General features: G+C 47.5%; 9 protein-coding genes. 6 read left to right on the forward strand and 3 right to left on the reverse strand.

Features of this window, described 5'->3' with window-relative positions; genetic code table 11:
* Positions 1-47 precede the first annotated feature (47 nt).
* The 6 genes from ACHLI0_RS06260 (at position 48) to ACHLI0_RS06285 (ending at position 10,501) form a co-directional block, all read left to right on the forward strand.
* Positions 48-611: an RNA polymerase sigma-70 factor gene (locus ACHLI0_RS06260; protein WP_490748674.1), complete on the forward strand. Its 564-nt coding sequence runs from the start codon at positions 48-50 to the stop codon at positions 609-611.
* Between the two features lie 78 nt (positions 612-689).
* The gene (locus ACHLI0_RS06265) at positions 690-1,697 is read left to right on the forward strand and encodes a FecR family protein (RefSeq protein ID WP_490748675.1); all 1,008 of its coding nucleotides are present in this window, start codon (positions 690-692) and stop codon (positions 1,695-1,697) included.
* Positions 1,698-1,810: 113 nt separating this feature from the next.
* The gene (locus tag ACHLI0_RS06270; RefSeq protein ID WP_490748676.1) at positions 1,811-5,263 is read left to right on the forward strand and encodes a TonB-dependent receptor; all 3,453 of its coding nucleotides are present in this window, start codon (positions 1,811-1,813) and stop codon (positions 5,261-5,263) included.
* Positions 5,264-5,276: 13 nt separating this feature from the next.
* Positions 5,277-7,133, forward strand: a complete 1,857-nt coding sequence (locus ACHLI0_RS06275) for a RagB/SusD family nutrient uptake outer membrane protein (protein WP_490748677.1) — start codon at positions 5,277-5,279, stop codon at positions 7,131-7,133.
* Between the two features lie 292 nt (positions 7,134-7,425).
* The gene (locus ACHLI0_RS06280; protein ID WP_490748679.1) at positions 7,426-8,985 is read left to right on the forward strand and encodes a beta-N-acetylhexosaminidase; all 1,560 of its coding nucleotides are present in this window, start codon (positions 7,426-7,428) and stop codon (positions 8,983-8,985) included.
* A gap of 13 nt (positions 8,986-8,998) precedes the next feature.
* Positions 8,999-10,501, forward strand: coding sequence for an arylsulfatase (locus ACHLI0_RS06285; protein ID WP_490748680.1), 1,503 nt, complete (start codon positions 8,999-9,001; stop codon positions 10,499-10,501).
* Positions 10,502-10,667: 166 nt separating this feature from the next.
* Here ACHLI0_RS06285 and ACHLI0_RS06290 read toward each other — a convergent pair whose 3' ends face one another.
* From ACHLI0_RS06290 to ACHLI0_RS06300, 3 genes are all read right to left on the reverse strand, one after another.
* Positions 10,668-11,843 (reverse strand): mechanosensitive ion channel family protein, encoded by a 1,176-nt coding sequence (locus ACHLI0_RS06290; RefSeq protein ID WP_490748681.1) that lies wholly within the window; start codon positions 11,841-11,843, stop codon positions 10,668-10,670.
* 134 nt (positions 11,844-11,977) lie between these two features.
* Complete coding sequence (locus ACHLI0_RS06295; RefSeq protein WP_008767901.1) at positions 11,978-13,525, reverse strand: sulfatase family protein; 1,548 nt, start codon at positions 13,523-13,525, stop codon at positions 11,978-11,980.
* A gap of 86 nt (positions 13,526-13,611) precedes the next feature.
* Complete coding sequence (locus tag ACHLI0_RS06300; RefSeq protein WP_225695782.1) at positions 13,612-15,429, reverse strand: alpha-L-fucosidase; 1,818 nt, start codon at positions 15,427-15,429, stop codon at positions 13,612-13,614.
* Between the last annotated feature and the right edge of the window lie 167 nt (positions 15,430-15,596).

A 15,596-nucleotide genomic window follows, 5' to 3' on the forward strand; every position in this document is an offset into this window, starting at 1 on the left:
TTACTTATTTTTGCAGGGTTTACAGCATTTACAAAAAAATACCCCCAATGGAAACCTTTGACGAAAAACAACTTCTGAAGGCTATTAGCGAAGGAGATGAGAAAGCCTTTAAAACTTTCTTCCTATACTACTATCCCCGCATCAAAGGGTTTATCAACGGACTACTGCAATCGCAGGAAGAGGCCGAAGATTTATCGCAGGACATCTTTCTTACGTTATGGAACAACCGCTCATCTCTCCATACCATCAATAACCTTAAACCTTATCTTTTCCGCATTTCCCAAAATGCGGTATACCGGCACATCGAACGCACACTACTGTTCAGAAACTATCAGCAGAAAGAAACTGAAAAGTATAGCCCGCCACAGGAAAGCAACGAAACCGATGACACCATCCATCTCAAAGAACTCGAACTATTGGTGACAATGGTTGTAGAAAAAATGCCTCCACAACGACAGAAAATATATAAGATGAGCCGGGAATCAGGAATTAACAACGAAGAAATAGCCCGCGAACTAGGCATCAACAAACGAACAGTAGAGAACCACCTTTCACAAGCACTTACCGACATCCGAAAAGCATTATTCATAACCTTTATTTTATTTTTCTAAAAAAAAGTAGCATAGAGGCTGTGCGTTATTAATCAGTTACGTATCTTATATATGTAACCACACCTAAAATGCGCTAATATGTCGAACGCTCATAAAATAATTAAAAACTTTACTTCCGATAAGTTCAGTCCGGAACTTAAAGAGAAGTTATGGAAATGGCTTGTCGACTCCACTGAACAGGCAGAAAAAGATGAAGCATTGATGGAATTATGGGAAGCCCAGAATTTCAAGGCCGATGCAGGTACCGAACGTTCCTATCAGAACTTCCGCAGAAAGATTGCCCCCCGACAGCGGAAGGCAACCACAAGGTATACCTTACGCAGATGGGCGCAAGTGGCGGCTGTATTACTGATTCCCCTACTCTCTATAGTGGCATCCTACCTATATATACAATCGAATGAAGAGCATACAGAACTTGTCGAGTACTATGTGCCCAGAGGCGAACAAAAACAGGTTACCTTGCCCGATGGCACCACAGCATACCTCAACTCAGGAACTTTACTGGTATATCCGCAAAAGTTCACCGGGGATATCCGTTCGGTATATCTGATAGGAGAAGCTAATTTTGACGTAAAGAAAGACAAGCAACATCCATTTATCGTCAAGACCAACCATCTGAAAGTAAAAGTATTGGGAACTAAATTCAACGTACACGCCTATGCAGAAGACGAGAAGACAACCACTACTTTGGAATCGGGTTCCGTAGTCGTTCAGAAAGCAAACAATGAAGATATCATCACCCTTACACCGAACGAGCAACTGGAATATGACAACCCGTCCGGAGAATTTAATAAAAAGATTATCGACGCCTCTGTCTACTCCGGCTGGACCAGAGGCGAGCTGAACTTTGCGGCAATGACTCTCAGCGATATTTTCATTACGATAGAGAGAATATACGACATACACATCATCGTCCCTCCGCATCTGGCTACCACCGATGTATATACCATCAAGTTCAAACAAAAAGCTCCTATCAAGGAGATCATGAATATCGTGACCAAAACCATAGGAAACATAGACTATAAAGTCGAAGACGAGAACATTCTCTTAATTTATTCACCCCTAAATAAGAAAGGAGGCCGATAGACAGAAAAAAGGGAGTCGATATTTCGCGGATACCAACTCCCCCAAATCAAAATTACTTCATTTAAATTAGTTGTGTACACTTAAATTAGTATTAATGATTAACTCACAAAAGTATGAAATTTTATAAATTGTCGGGCATAGGTTATCCCGTAAAAATTCATAAATTTTATATATTGTTATTCGCTTTATGTTTTTATAACATAGCCTATGGGCAAAATCAGCCAATAACAGTATCTATGAAAAACCAACCTCTATTAAAAGTATTCGAAATCATTGAAGATCAGACCGATTTTAGTATCGCTTATAATCAGACGAAACTGGACGTGAAACAAAAGGTCAGCGCCAATTTTGTCAGGGAAGCAGTCTCTTCCGTTCTGAACTCCGTACTCAAAGGAACAGGATTCACTTACAGGCAAGAAGGTAAGCATATTATTATCATTCCTGTCCCGGCAAAGGCAGAAGCAGCCCCCAACAACACTACTTCTACCCAGCAGTCCATAAAAATACGGGGAACCGTAACAGATGCGCAAGGTGAACCTCTAATTGGAGCAAACGTTCTGGTCGACGGCAGCAAACAGGCGACCATTACCGACATGAACGGGGAATTCTCACTGGAAGTGCCTGCCAACAGCAAGTTACGGGTTACTTATATCGGTTACGTCACACAAGAAGTAACAGTCAAAAACAAGACACTTTTCAACATACAGCTACAGGAAGATACCCAGACTATGGATGAAGTGGTAGTCATCGGATTCGGTACACAGAAAAAAGTGAATATGACCGGCGCTGTAGCCTCTGTAAATATCAAAGAGTCGTTGGGTGACCGCCCGATTACCAACGTTTCGGCTGCCCTGCAAGGAATCGTGCCGGGACTAAAAATTGAATCGACAACGGGAACTCCGGGAGACGACATGACGTACAATATCCGTGGAACAACTTCCATCAATGGCGGTGAGCCTCTCGTATTGGTCAACAACGTACCGATGGATATCAACATGATTGATCCGCAGGATATTGAATCTGTCTCTATTTTGAAGGATGCCGCTTCCGCAGCTATCTACGGTGCCCGCGCAGCTTTCGGTGTGATTCTGATTACTACGAAGCAGGGTAAAAAGGACATGGCTCCCAGATTCAATTACAACAACAACTTCTCTTTCTCGAAAGCATCGGAGCTTCCGCAGAAAGCAAGTCCGTTGGAATCGGTACTGGCGTACAAGGAAATGGGATGGGCAAACGATACCTATGTAGACGGGAAAAACATCACCCAATGGGAAGGTTACATACGAGACTATCAGGCGAATCCTTCCAATTATCCGAACGGATATATCTTCGATGATCAAGGCAACCTGTTTCTGATGAGGGAGAATGATATGTTTGCCGATATGATGGATAACTTCGGATTCATGCAGAACCACAGTTTCTCCGTATCGGGAGGCAGCCAGCGGACCAGCTACCGACTGAGCCTGGGATATACCGGTGAGGACGGCATTCTGGTAACGGACAAAGACAAATTCGACCGTATCAATATGTCCAGCTTCCTGAGTGTCGACGTAAACAAGTGGCTGACCACCCAACTGGATATCAGATACGCGAACTCTACCCAGAACAAAGTGGAGCAAGGTGGACGAAACGGTGTCTGGGGAAGTGCCATGTACCTGCCGTCCTACCACAACATCCTGCCGTACGAACAAGACGGCATCGAATATCCTGCCGAAACGTCCGCTACTTTCGTACGCTACGGAGAACCGAGGGTGATCAAGAAGACCAATCTGCGTACTTTAGGACGTGTTATCATCTCTCCGCTGAAAGGACTGAAAATAACAGGTGAATATACTTACAACCGGATCACCGAGTACAACCGGATGTACGTTAACAAATACAAGTATATAGGATTCAACTTTACAGGGCTGCTGAACAATGTAGAGAACTCACGTTATGCCCTGACGCAAGGATTCACCAATTACAACGCTATTAACGCATTCGCCAATTATGACTTTTCAATAGGTAAACATGATATCGCTATTATGGGTGGTTACAATCAGGAAGAGAGTCATAAGGAATCGCAATGGTCGCAGCGCACGGACGTATTACTGGAAAATCTGCCGTCGCTCTCCGGTTCTACCGGAACGGCATCCGTCACCGACAGTTTCGATGAATATGCCATCAGAGGGTTGTTCTACCGTGTCAATTACACTTACGACGGTAAATATATGTTCGAAGCCAACGGACGCTACGACGGTACTTCCCGTTTCCCCAAAGACAGCCGTTTCGGTTTCTTCCCTTCCTTCTCCGCCGGATGGCGCATTTCGGAAGAAGCATTCATGAAGAATACCAAAAGCTTCCTGTCAAACTTGAAACTACGTGCCTCATGGGGTTCTATCGGCAACCAGATCATACTGAAGCCGGACAACACTCCGGAAAACTATCCCTACATCCCTTCCATGTCACCTAAACTGACGGAATGGCTGGTGGACGGACAAAAGACGACTACACTGGATGCTCCGGCAATGGTCAGCAGCAGTTTCTCGTGGGAGAAGGTATACACACTGGACTTCGGAGTCGATTTCGGATTCTTCGACAACCGCTTTAACGGAACTTTCGACTGGTATCGCCGCGACACCAAAGGCATGCTGGCACCCGGTATGGACCTACCATGGGTAGTGGGAGCCACCGCCGCCAAACAGAACGCCGCCGACCTGAAAACGTACGGTTGGGAACTGGAACTGAACTGGAGAGACCGCATCAACAAGGACTGGAGCTACCGGATCGGATTCAACCTGTACGACTCACAAAGTGAAATCACGAAATACAATAATGAGACCAACCTGCTAGGCGACAAGATTTACCGCAAGGGTATGAAAATGGGAGAAATCTGGGGATACGTCACCGACCGCTTCTACACCGAAGACGACTTCAACGCAGACGGTACACTAAAACCGGGAATCCCCATTCCGAAAGGAGCAGGACAAGTTTTTCCGGGAGACGTGCTGTATAAGAACTTCGATGACGATACCGAAACCATCTGGAGCGGCGAAGGAACCGCCGACAATCCCGGCGACCAGCGTATCATCGGTAACTCGACTCCACGTTTCCACTACGGCATCACCGCAGGAATCAGCTGGAAAGGACTCGACCTCTCCATCTTCCTACGAGGCGTAGGCAAACGAGATTATTGGCGCACCGACCAGATCGCATGGCCTACCGGAGGCTGGGGAAGCCTGTTCAAAGAAACTCTCGACTTCTGGACTCCGACTAACACCAATGCCTATTATCCGCGCGTGTATTCCAACGACGGGGTAAACACAAGCTACAACCACTGGAAACAGTCGAAGTATCTCGCCAACGCCTCCTACCTGAAACTGCAAAACATCACGCTTTCCTATACCTTGCCCAAAGTATGGTCCCAGCGTCTCTACTTCGACGATGTGAAAGTATTCTTCAGCGGAGAGAACCTCTACACGTGGGATCACCTGCCGGAAGGACTGGAAACCGATATGCTGTCAAAAGGTGCCTGGGAATATCCGTTCATGAGAAAATTCTCTTTCGGTATCAATGTTACATTCTAATAACTAATGTATTATGAGAAAATATTTACTCTTTGTATGTACAGTTTTGTTAGCAAGCTGTCTCAATAACGATTTCCTGGAAAGGTATCCTTTGGGAGACCCGACTGCCGAAACGGCTTTTGAAACATACGACAACTTCAAGGCATACGCCTGGGGATTGTATGAAACCCTGCCTTCATTGGGCTATGGTTCGGAAAATTCTACGGACGACATCTCGTACAACCAGACAAGAGGAACCAGCGAAAGCAACTGGATCAGAAAACTGGTGACCATCCCCGACAAGAAAGACAATACTTCCTGGAACTATTACAGTTATATCCGGCGGGTCAACCTGATGCTCGACCGCATTGACGGTTCGAAAATGACGGATGTAGAAAAGGCGAACTGGCGCTCCGTCGGTTACTTTTTCCGCAGTTACCGCTACCTGTCTCTCCTGTCGGCTTACGGTGGCGTACCCTGGATTGACCATGTGCTGAGCGACGACGAAACAGAACTGATCAAAGGTCCCCGTGCCTCCAGAGATGAAATAGCCGGTCACATTCTGGAAGACCTGCAATTTGCCGAAAAGAATATCAACGTGAACGGAGAAGGCAGAAACACCATCAACAAGGCTTGTGTACAGGCTTTACTCTCCCGCTTCTGCCTTTTCGAAGGTACCTGGCGTAAATATCACGGACTCAACAACGCCGAAACTTATCTGCGGGAATGCAAACGGGTATCCGCCGAACTGATGCAGACTTATCCGAACGTGGCGGACTGCTACGACGACCTGTTCTGTTCACTGGAACTGAAAGATGTTGCCGGAGTCATTCTGTACAGAGAATATTCGGATGCTGTCGGTGTAGTGCACGCTGTCAGCATCGGGGGAACGACCGCCACCTCCTTTTACAATCCGACCCGCGACTTAGTCGACAGTTACCTGTGCACGGACGGAAAGCCGCGCTGGACGAGTGACGCCTATCTGGGTGACAAGGATATATACAACGAGTTCAGCAACCGCGACCATCGTTTGTGGCTGCACGTCACTCCTCCTTACCAAGTAGACCGTTCGGCTTCCAGCACAGCCTGGGACAATAAATGGAATTTTACGGATAGCCCCAAAGACCGCAGTTTCATCGACAGCCTCACCGTCCGCATGGGAATCGGGTACGGCACCAGCAAGGAACGACAGAAGTTATTGCCATTCCGTCAAGGATATGACGGTGGTATTCTGGGTGCATCGCCTCACTTTGACTTCTATCTGGAGAACCAGCCGTGGTACAAGTCAGCCTTCGGATATAATAACTGGAAATACTACTGCTGTTACCTGAGCATGGGCAGCCAGCGAAATGAAGAGACGGATATGCCTATCTTCCGCATCGAAGAAGTCATGCTGAACTATGCGGAAGCCATGTGCGAACTCGGCGAGTTTGACCAGACAGTTGCCGACGCCACAATCAACAAACTGCGTCCGCGTGCCAATGTAAAACTCATGAAAGTCTCGGAAATCAACTCAGCCTTCGACCCGAAACGTGATCTCGGAAACCCGGATTATCCCAACGACTACGAAGTGAGTCCGCTATTATGGGAAATACGACGGGAACGACGCATCGAACTTTTCTCCGAAGGATTCCGTTTCGACGACCTGAGAAGATGGAAGAAATGCCACTATGCACTGAAGAAGAAACTCGGACAATACGTACGTGTATCCGACTTCAAGGCAGGAACCAATGTGACTATCGACGGCGGCGGCTCCGAAGGATATCTCGAATTCCATCCGAAACAGAATCATCTATGGCCGGATCACTATTACCTCAACCCTATTCCGCGCAACGAACGGGTACTGAATCCCCAACTCGAACAGAATCCAGGATGGGAGGAAGGAAATTAACCGGTAATCCATTACCAACCGGATAATCCGGAACTAACCGGAAGAGGCTGTGGCAAATATTGGTTCTTCTTGACAGTCATCCCAATGACAGCACAAGCATTTCGTCATTAGCGTGGCCGAAAGACCTTGATATTTGACACTGCCTCTTCCCTCTTTAACTGTACTGATTTCGTAAGTTTACTCAAAAGAATTATTGAATACTTGAAATTTATTCGTATTTTTGAGACATCAAACTAATACGGGTAATCCTTTTACCGACACTTACCAAATCTAAATAAACACAATGTATCCCATGAAGCATCTAATTTTTACAGTCCTCTTTCTTCTATCGTACACAGTCGACGTCCGTGCCCAAATCGTATTTCCTACCCCCAATCAAGTGGAAATGCAGACAGGCAAGCTGATTTTAGGGAAAAAGGTTTCTATGTACGCCGAAGACACTACCGCTTTTTATCTAAACCTTTTCCGGGAAGAAGTACTCTCCCGCACTCCCATCAAATGGCAAAAAAAAGAATCCAAAGCCGATATCTGCTGGATAACCGACTCATCCTTGCCCCCCGAAGGCTACCGGATCAAGATTCATCCGCGACAGATGGTAATCAGCGCCTCCGACAAAGGAGGATTCACCTACGCCGTACAAACACTACGCCAATGGGCAGCCGGTTCAGCAGGATCTATCACCTTTGCCTGTGCAAGCGTGACAGACTATCCCCGCACACAATGGCGCTGCTTCTTACTGGACTCCGGACGTCAGTTTCAGAAAACTGCCACCATCAAAAAGTATATCGATATGGCTTCACTGCTTAAAATGAACTACTTCCACTGGCATCTGACCGAAGGACTGGGATGGCGCATCGAAATCAAACAATATCCGCACCTCACCCGTACAGGCGGTTCGGTAGGCAAAGGAGAAGAACAGCAGGGATTCTATACACAGGAAGAAATACGGGATATCATCGAATATGCCCGTCAACGGAATATCACCATCGTCCCCGAAATAGATATGCCGGGCCATGCCGAAGCTGCTCTCTCTGCCTATCCGGAGCTCGGTTGTTTCGGATTGCCGGTAGAGATACCGCAAAGCGGATTTACCCAAAACATATTCTGTGCCGGAAAAGACGGAACTCTCCGTTTCCTGAAAAATGTACTGGACGAAGTATGCGCCCTCTTTCCTTCTCCCTACATACATCTGGGCGGAGACGAAGCCCCGAAAGGCAACTGGGATCAATGCCCGGATTGCCGGAAAAGGATTACCACAGAAGGACTGAAAGACAGTCACGACCTCCAGCTATGGTTCTCTGCGCAAATGGCAAACTATCTGAAGTCCAAAGGGCGGAAAGCCATCTTCTGGGGCGACGTCGTCTATCACGACGGCTACCCGTTGCCGGACAATACCGTTATCCAGTGGTGGAACTACCGGGGACATAAGGACCTCGCGCTCAGAAACGCTATCAAACACCGTTATCCGGTCATTTGCAGTTCCAATTACTATACGTATCTGAACTTCCCCGTCACCCCGTGGAGAGGATATACGGAAGCACGTACGTTTGACTTGAAAGATGTCTATCTGAACAACCCTTCCGACAAAGCCATCAGCGAGAAAAATCCGCTGATTCTTGGTATGAGCTGCGCATTATGGACCGACGACGGAGTCACGGAACGAATGATAGACCGACGCCTTTTCCCCCGCATCCTCGCTCTGTCCGAACAGATGTGGCGCGAGGGGGAAGCGCTTGACTTCGACCGGTTCTACCGGAACATCCTTCACCGCAAAGCATGGTTCGAAGAAGCTGGATTCGAATTCGGACCGGCTCTGAAAGAAGAGGTAACGAAAGATTATAAATGGGATTAAAAAAAAGAACATCATGAACAAAAGAAATTTATTGATCGCAATACCCGTCCTGTGCAGTGGTTACCTGTACGGACAGCCCCAGCCCGCATCTCCCAACATTATCTATATTTTAATGGATGATCTGGGATATGGAGATATCGGTTGCTTCGGACAAGACAAAATAGAAACACCCCATATCGACCGTTTATGCAGCGAAGGCATCAAACTGACACAACATTATTCCGGTTCCCCCGTATCAGCTCCGGCACGCTGCGTACTGATGACAGGTATGCACTCCGGTCATGCGCAAATCCGCTTCAACAATGAGTTAGCCGAACGCGGAGCAGTAAACAACTACGACTCGGTGTACGTTCATAAAGAACTGGAAGGGCAATTTCCCCTACAGGCGAACACGATGACTATCGGGCGAATGATGCAACAAGCGGGATATATCACCGGATGTTTCGGCAAGTGGGGACTGGGGTATCCGGGCTCCGAAGGAACTCCCAACAAACAGGGATTCGACCGGTTCTACGGATACAATTGCCAGCGCCAGTCGCACACATACTATCCTCCTTTTCTGTATAATAACGAAGAACGTGTCTACCTGTCCAACAAAGTGACAGACCCTCACCGAAGCCCTCTGGATAAAGGTGCCGATCCGAACGACCCCGCCAGCTACGCTAAATATACGCAAAAGGAATATGCCAACGATCTGATATTCGATGAACTGATGGGATTTGTCGATGCTAATAAACGCAAACCGTTTTTCCTGATGTGGACCACTCCCCTGCCGCACGTCTCGCTTCAGGCCCCTGAACGCTGGGTACAGCATTATGTAGAGAAATTCGGGGACGAAAAGCCCTACACCGGACAAGCGGGATATCTGCCCTGCCGGTATCCGCATGCTACCTATGCGGCAATGATCAGTTATTTCGACGAGCAGATCGGCCAGCTGATCGAAAAACTGAAAGCGGAACATCTGTACGAAAATACCTTGATTGTGTTTACTTCCGATAATGGGCCTACATTCAATGGAGGCAGCGATTCTCCCTGGTTCAACAGCGGGGGACCTTTCAATTCAGCATACGGATGGGGGAAATGTTTCTTGCATGAAGGCGGTATCCGTGTCCCCGCCATTATCACATGGCCCGGTAAAATAAAACCCGGTACGCAAAGTGACCACATCTGCGCTTTTCAAGACGTAATGCCTACACTGGCAGAACTGGCAGGCATCACTTGTCCGCCAACGGACGGAATCAGCTTTCTGCCCACATTGCTCGGCAAAAAAGGGAAACAAAAAGAACACACTTATTTATATTGGGAATATCCTGACCCAAGGATTGGCAACAAAGCAATCCGCATGGGAAAATGGAAAGGAATCATCACGGACATCTGGAAAGGCAATACGCAAATGCAGCTTTATAACCTGGAGACGGACATCAGAGAAGAACACGATGTGGCTGCGCAACATCCCGATATCATAAAACGCTTCGAACGACTGATGAAAGAAGCTAGAAACGGGCCGGACTTTTAACGACCTTCCTTGCTAACTGACGGGACATACTGGAACATCATCCGTAACATCCCTGCGAAAGACTTGTGCCAACGCTTTGGCACAACTATGCCAACAGCTTGGCACGGCCGTGCCACAGGCGTGGCACAGTTGTGCCAAGCCTGTGGCAAAGATGTCCCCTATAGAGTTAGTCAGAATACTGGTATACCTTCAAGTCGAACTTCGGCACCATCGCCAGCAAATGGTCGAAGATATCCGACTGAATCCGCTCGTACTCTTTCCACACCTTATTGCGGGAAAAGAAATAAACCTGAATAGGAACTCCGTACATGGTAGCCTCTTTCTGACTGATAATCAAATCCAAATCCTGATTCACCACCGGCAGACTGCAAAGATACCGCTCGATATACACCCGATAAACCTGTGAATTGGTGGGCACTACTCCTTCCTCCGGCTGATAATCCGCCATGAGTGGAATCTCTTTCCGATAACGGTCAAGCATCTCCGGCGTACAGAACTGGAGTGTCGTCAGGTCCAGCGTAATATTCTTCATTACCCGCCGCCCACCGGAATCCTTCATACCGCGCCAGTTCTGAAAAGGACTGCTGACCAGCGTATAAGGCGGAACCGTAGAAATCGTATTATCAAAGTTCTGAATCTTGACCGTGTTGAGCGTGATCTCCTGCACCGTACCATTCGCATCGCCAGAAGGAAGCGTAATCCAGTCTCCCGGACGCACCATATCATTGGCAGAAAGCTGAATACCTGCCACAAACCCCAAGATGGAATCCTTGAATACCAGCATCAGGATGGCTGCCGAAGCACCCAGTCCCGCAAACAGACTGGCAGGCGATTTATTTACAAGAATGGCGATAATCACAATTCCCCCGATAAAAAACAAAAGTACCTGAAGTACTTGAATGAATCCTTTCATCGGCCGATTCTTCATTGTCTCCTTTCCATCGTAAATATCCATAATCATCAACAGAATCCCATTGATAGCCAGCAACAAAGAAAAGGTGATATAAATGGCACAAGCCTTCTGCGAAATAACCAGCAGTTCCTTGCCACGCATGAAAGCCATCGGCAACAGGGCATAGACAAGGATGGCGGGAATCGTATGAATCAGATTATGAAACACTTTGCGTTTCATTAGCAATGTATTCCAAAGATGCGGTTTCCTGCGGGTGTACTGCCTCATCCCTCCCACCAGAATTGCCTGGCAGAGATAATCCAGCCCGACAGCAATCGCTATCATCAGTATAGCAATAATTGTTTCATCAAAACGATCGGCAACCTTCGCATCTATCCCCCAATCTATCAGGATTTTGTTCATCCATTTTCCTAAATCGACTACTAACATAAGCTATTTCTTTATATATCATTTATATAGAAAGATAACAGTGAAAGCCCTCGTTTGGTTTAAAAAAAAGACTGGCGTCCGATTTACTAGAAATCAAGACCGCCAGTCCCACTGCTACTCTCTAAGCATTTCTTTTATAGTGGCAGACCGTAGCGTCCATCTACAATTTTCTCCAACTGTGCTGCCATCTTCTTTACCAGTTCCGGATTCTGACCCGCCACATTAATCTTTTCTTTCGGATCTTTCTTCAGATCGTAGAGCTGCGGTTCCTTACTGTTTCCCAATTCGATATTCACAGCTTTCAGATACGCCGGTCCATTTCCCGGACGGAGATATTTCCATCTTCCGTCTGTCACCGACAGGTTATTCTGCGCATTCTGAAGTACCAGCCATTCGCGTCCCTTCTTTTGCTTGCCTGTCCACGCTTTCAGCATCGGTTCACTATCCGGTGCCGCACCTTCCGGCAAGCGGACATTCAGCATTTCGGCAAAGGTTGCAAACCAGTCTATCTGACAAAGCAACGCATCCGAAACAGTTCCCGGACGAATCACGCCCTGCCAACTCCAGATACAAGGAATACGTGTGCCCGCTTCGAACGAACTGTACTTTCCTCCGCGATAAATGCCACCCGGAGTATGATCGCCCAGCAATTCCACTGCCTGATCCTTATATCCGTCGTCCACTACCGGACCGTTATCACTGGAAAGAATCACCAGTGTATTCTTATCCAATCCCAGTCGTTCGAGCGCATTCAGAATCTCGCCTACCGACCAGTCAAATTCGAGCAGACAATCGCCACGAGGTCCCATACCGCTCTTTCCTGCGAACTGTGGAGACGGAACACGGGGAACATGCGCATCCTGCGTGGCAAAATACAGGAAGAAAGGAGCAGACTTGTGTCCTTCAATAAAGGAAACAGCTTTTCCTGTCAGCGTCTCTGCGATTTTCTCATCCTGCCAGAGAGCCGACTTTCCGCCCTTCATATATCCGATACGGGAAATACCGTTCACAATACTCTGGTCGTGTCCGTGAGAAGGATGCATCTTCAGCAACTCCGGATTGTCCTTCCCGGTAGGTTCTCCCGGAAAGTTCGCTTTGTAACTCACCTGAATCGGGTCATTCGGATCAAGGTTGATCACCTGATCATTCTCTACAAATACACAAGGCACGCGGTCGCCCGTAGCTGCCATGATAAAGGAATATTCGAAGCCGATATCATTCGTTCCCGGCTGCAAAGGCTTGTTCCAGTCTTGTTCTCCGCCCTTGTCGCCCAGTCCCAGATGCCATTTGCCTACGACTCCGGTGTTGTATCCGGCATCCTTGAACAGATTCGCCATTGTATAGCGTTCCGGACGGATGATAGCCGCAGCGTCTCCGGCAGCAATACCTGTTCCGGCTTTGCGCCATGCATATTCGCCGGTCAGCATCGCATAGCGGGAAGGCGTACTGGTAGCAGCCGCACTGTGCGCATTGGTAAAACGTACTCCCATTTTGGCAAGACGTTCCACATTGGGAGTATGGATAGTCTTGGCTCCGTTACAACTCAAATCACCGTAACCGATATCGTCTGCATAGATAAAGACAACATTCGGACGCTGGGTCTGTTTCTCCTGAGCAGTGGCCTGAGAAGCCAGACAGGAAGTTAAAGCTAAAGGTAATATACCATAAAATTCTTTTCTCATTTTATCTTTTGATAATTATTAGGTTAGAATGAATAAGTATCTTTTCTCAAAGTGATGTACTTATTAAGTTAAAATTCAATGTTTCGTCAAGGAGCTACGGTCACTCCGATTTCATTCATTTCTACTTGCGCCGTTGTGGCTGTAGGGGTGGTAGCTTCCAGCTTGATAAAGCGTGCCTTTTCCTTCTGACCGAAAGAGACAGTCTGCGGCAACGGATTATGCATGATATTGCTGAACTCGCCGTTGGCAGGCACTTCCTTCCAGTTCTTGCCATCTGCGCTCACGTAGAATTTGTAACGGAAAGCCATCGTCGGTTTCGCTTCCGCTTTCAGAGGCGCATAAGTAAATGCGGAGAGTTCGACTTCTTTGCCCAAATCAATGGTCAACGGAGAAGCAGCCACCTGTTTCCATGAAGCACGAGGCAGATTGTTCCAGTTTTCCGTCCGGTTCTCTTCTTCCAGAGGGTCTGCATAGTAGGCTGCCACCTGACTGATGTGAGCCGTCAGACGACATTCGTTGATCTTCACCCGAAGCTGAGTAGCCTTTACTGCCGGAAAACGTACCATACGCTTATAGCCCACAGTCGTTCCTTTCGCCACTTCCTGCCAGCCTTGTTCCGTCAATGCCTCTACGGTAAAAGACTCTACCCGTTGCCCCTTCGTGATATCTTCCTGCAACATCACAACGTTGATTTCTGACTCCGGTTTCAAGGAATAAACGGTTGCACTGCCGGACACGGCCTCCCAGTCTTTTCTTCCTTTCTCTACCCGGTTGTCCGTAAATATCTTCTCCCGATAAGCAGCAAATTCGTTCAACCGCTGCACATCCGCTTCATGAATCAATCCTCTGCGGTCGGGAGGAATATTCAGCAAGAGCACCGAGTTATAGCCTACCGACTGGAAATAGATATCAGCCAGATGCTTCAAGGATTTCACTTTGCTGTCTTCTTCCGCATGATAGAACCATCCCGGACGGATAGACACGTCTACTTCGGAAGGATACCAAAATAGCTCCGTTGCCTTTTCCAGCATCGCACGGCTTCCCAAGTCTTCCGCTTTGCTAAAAACGCCCAGCCGTTTGTTATTTTCTCCGGAACGGGCATAAATAGCCGGAGTCAGCACCGTTGCGCTCCACTCCGTTTCGCGTCCCAATCCTTTTTCATTACCTACCCAACGGACATCATCGCCCATAATTGCCATCACCGCTTTCGGCTGCAACTGTTGGATAGTCTTGTAGAACGCATCCCAGTCATAGATTTGTTTCTTCCCGTTCGGTCCTTCTCCGTTTGCGCCGTCGAACCACACTTCGTGCACTTCGCCGTAATTAGTTAGTAATTCCGTTAATTGCCGAATAAAGAATTCGTTGTATTTAGGAGAATCTCCGTAGCATTCCGCATTCCGGTCCCACGGAGAAAGGTATACTCCGAATTTCATATCATATTTGTCGCAGGCGTTACGCAGTTCTTTCACTACATCACCCTGACCGTTTTTCCAAGGGGAAGAAGCTACCGAATGTTTCGTGGTAGCCGTAGGCCACAGACAAAAGCCGTCATGATGCTTTGCCGTGAGAAGTACCATCTTGAATCCGGCGTCTTTCAGGCTGCGCACCCATTGTTCCGCATCCAACTCCGTAGGGTTAAAGATGGCAGGGTCTTCCTGACCGTTGCCCCATTCTCGTCCGGTGAATGTATTGATACCGAAATGCAGGAAAGCAGTCAGCTCCATTTGTTGCCATGCAGCCTGCTGGGGAGTAGGAACCAGCCTTGCTGCCATATCGATTTTTTGTTCGAGGGTTGCATCCTGCGGAAATTCAACATGCTTCACATAGTAGTTTTCTTTCGTCAGTCCACATCCGCCCAACGTTATCAAAGATGATAAAAAGAGAGAAGTTAGTAGTTTGTTCATCATAATAAATATTGATTTAATGCTAATGAGACAAAGATAAATATAAAGGAGCAAATTTCATGGCTTTCCCGAAGCGCTTTTCATTAAACTTCGCTAAATCCATGCCATTCGCTCCCCTATATTCTATCTCAATGCAATATTTCTATCCAAATGCAATCAGTTTCAGG

Source organism: Bacteroides sp. RCH18, assembly GCF_058231005.1.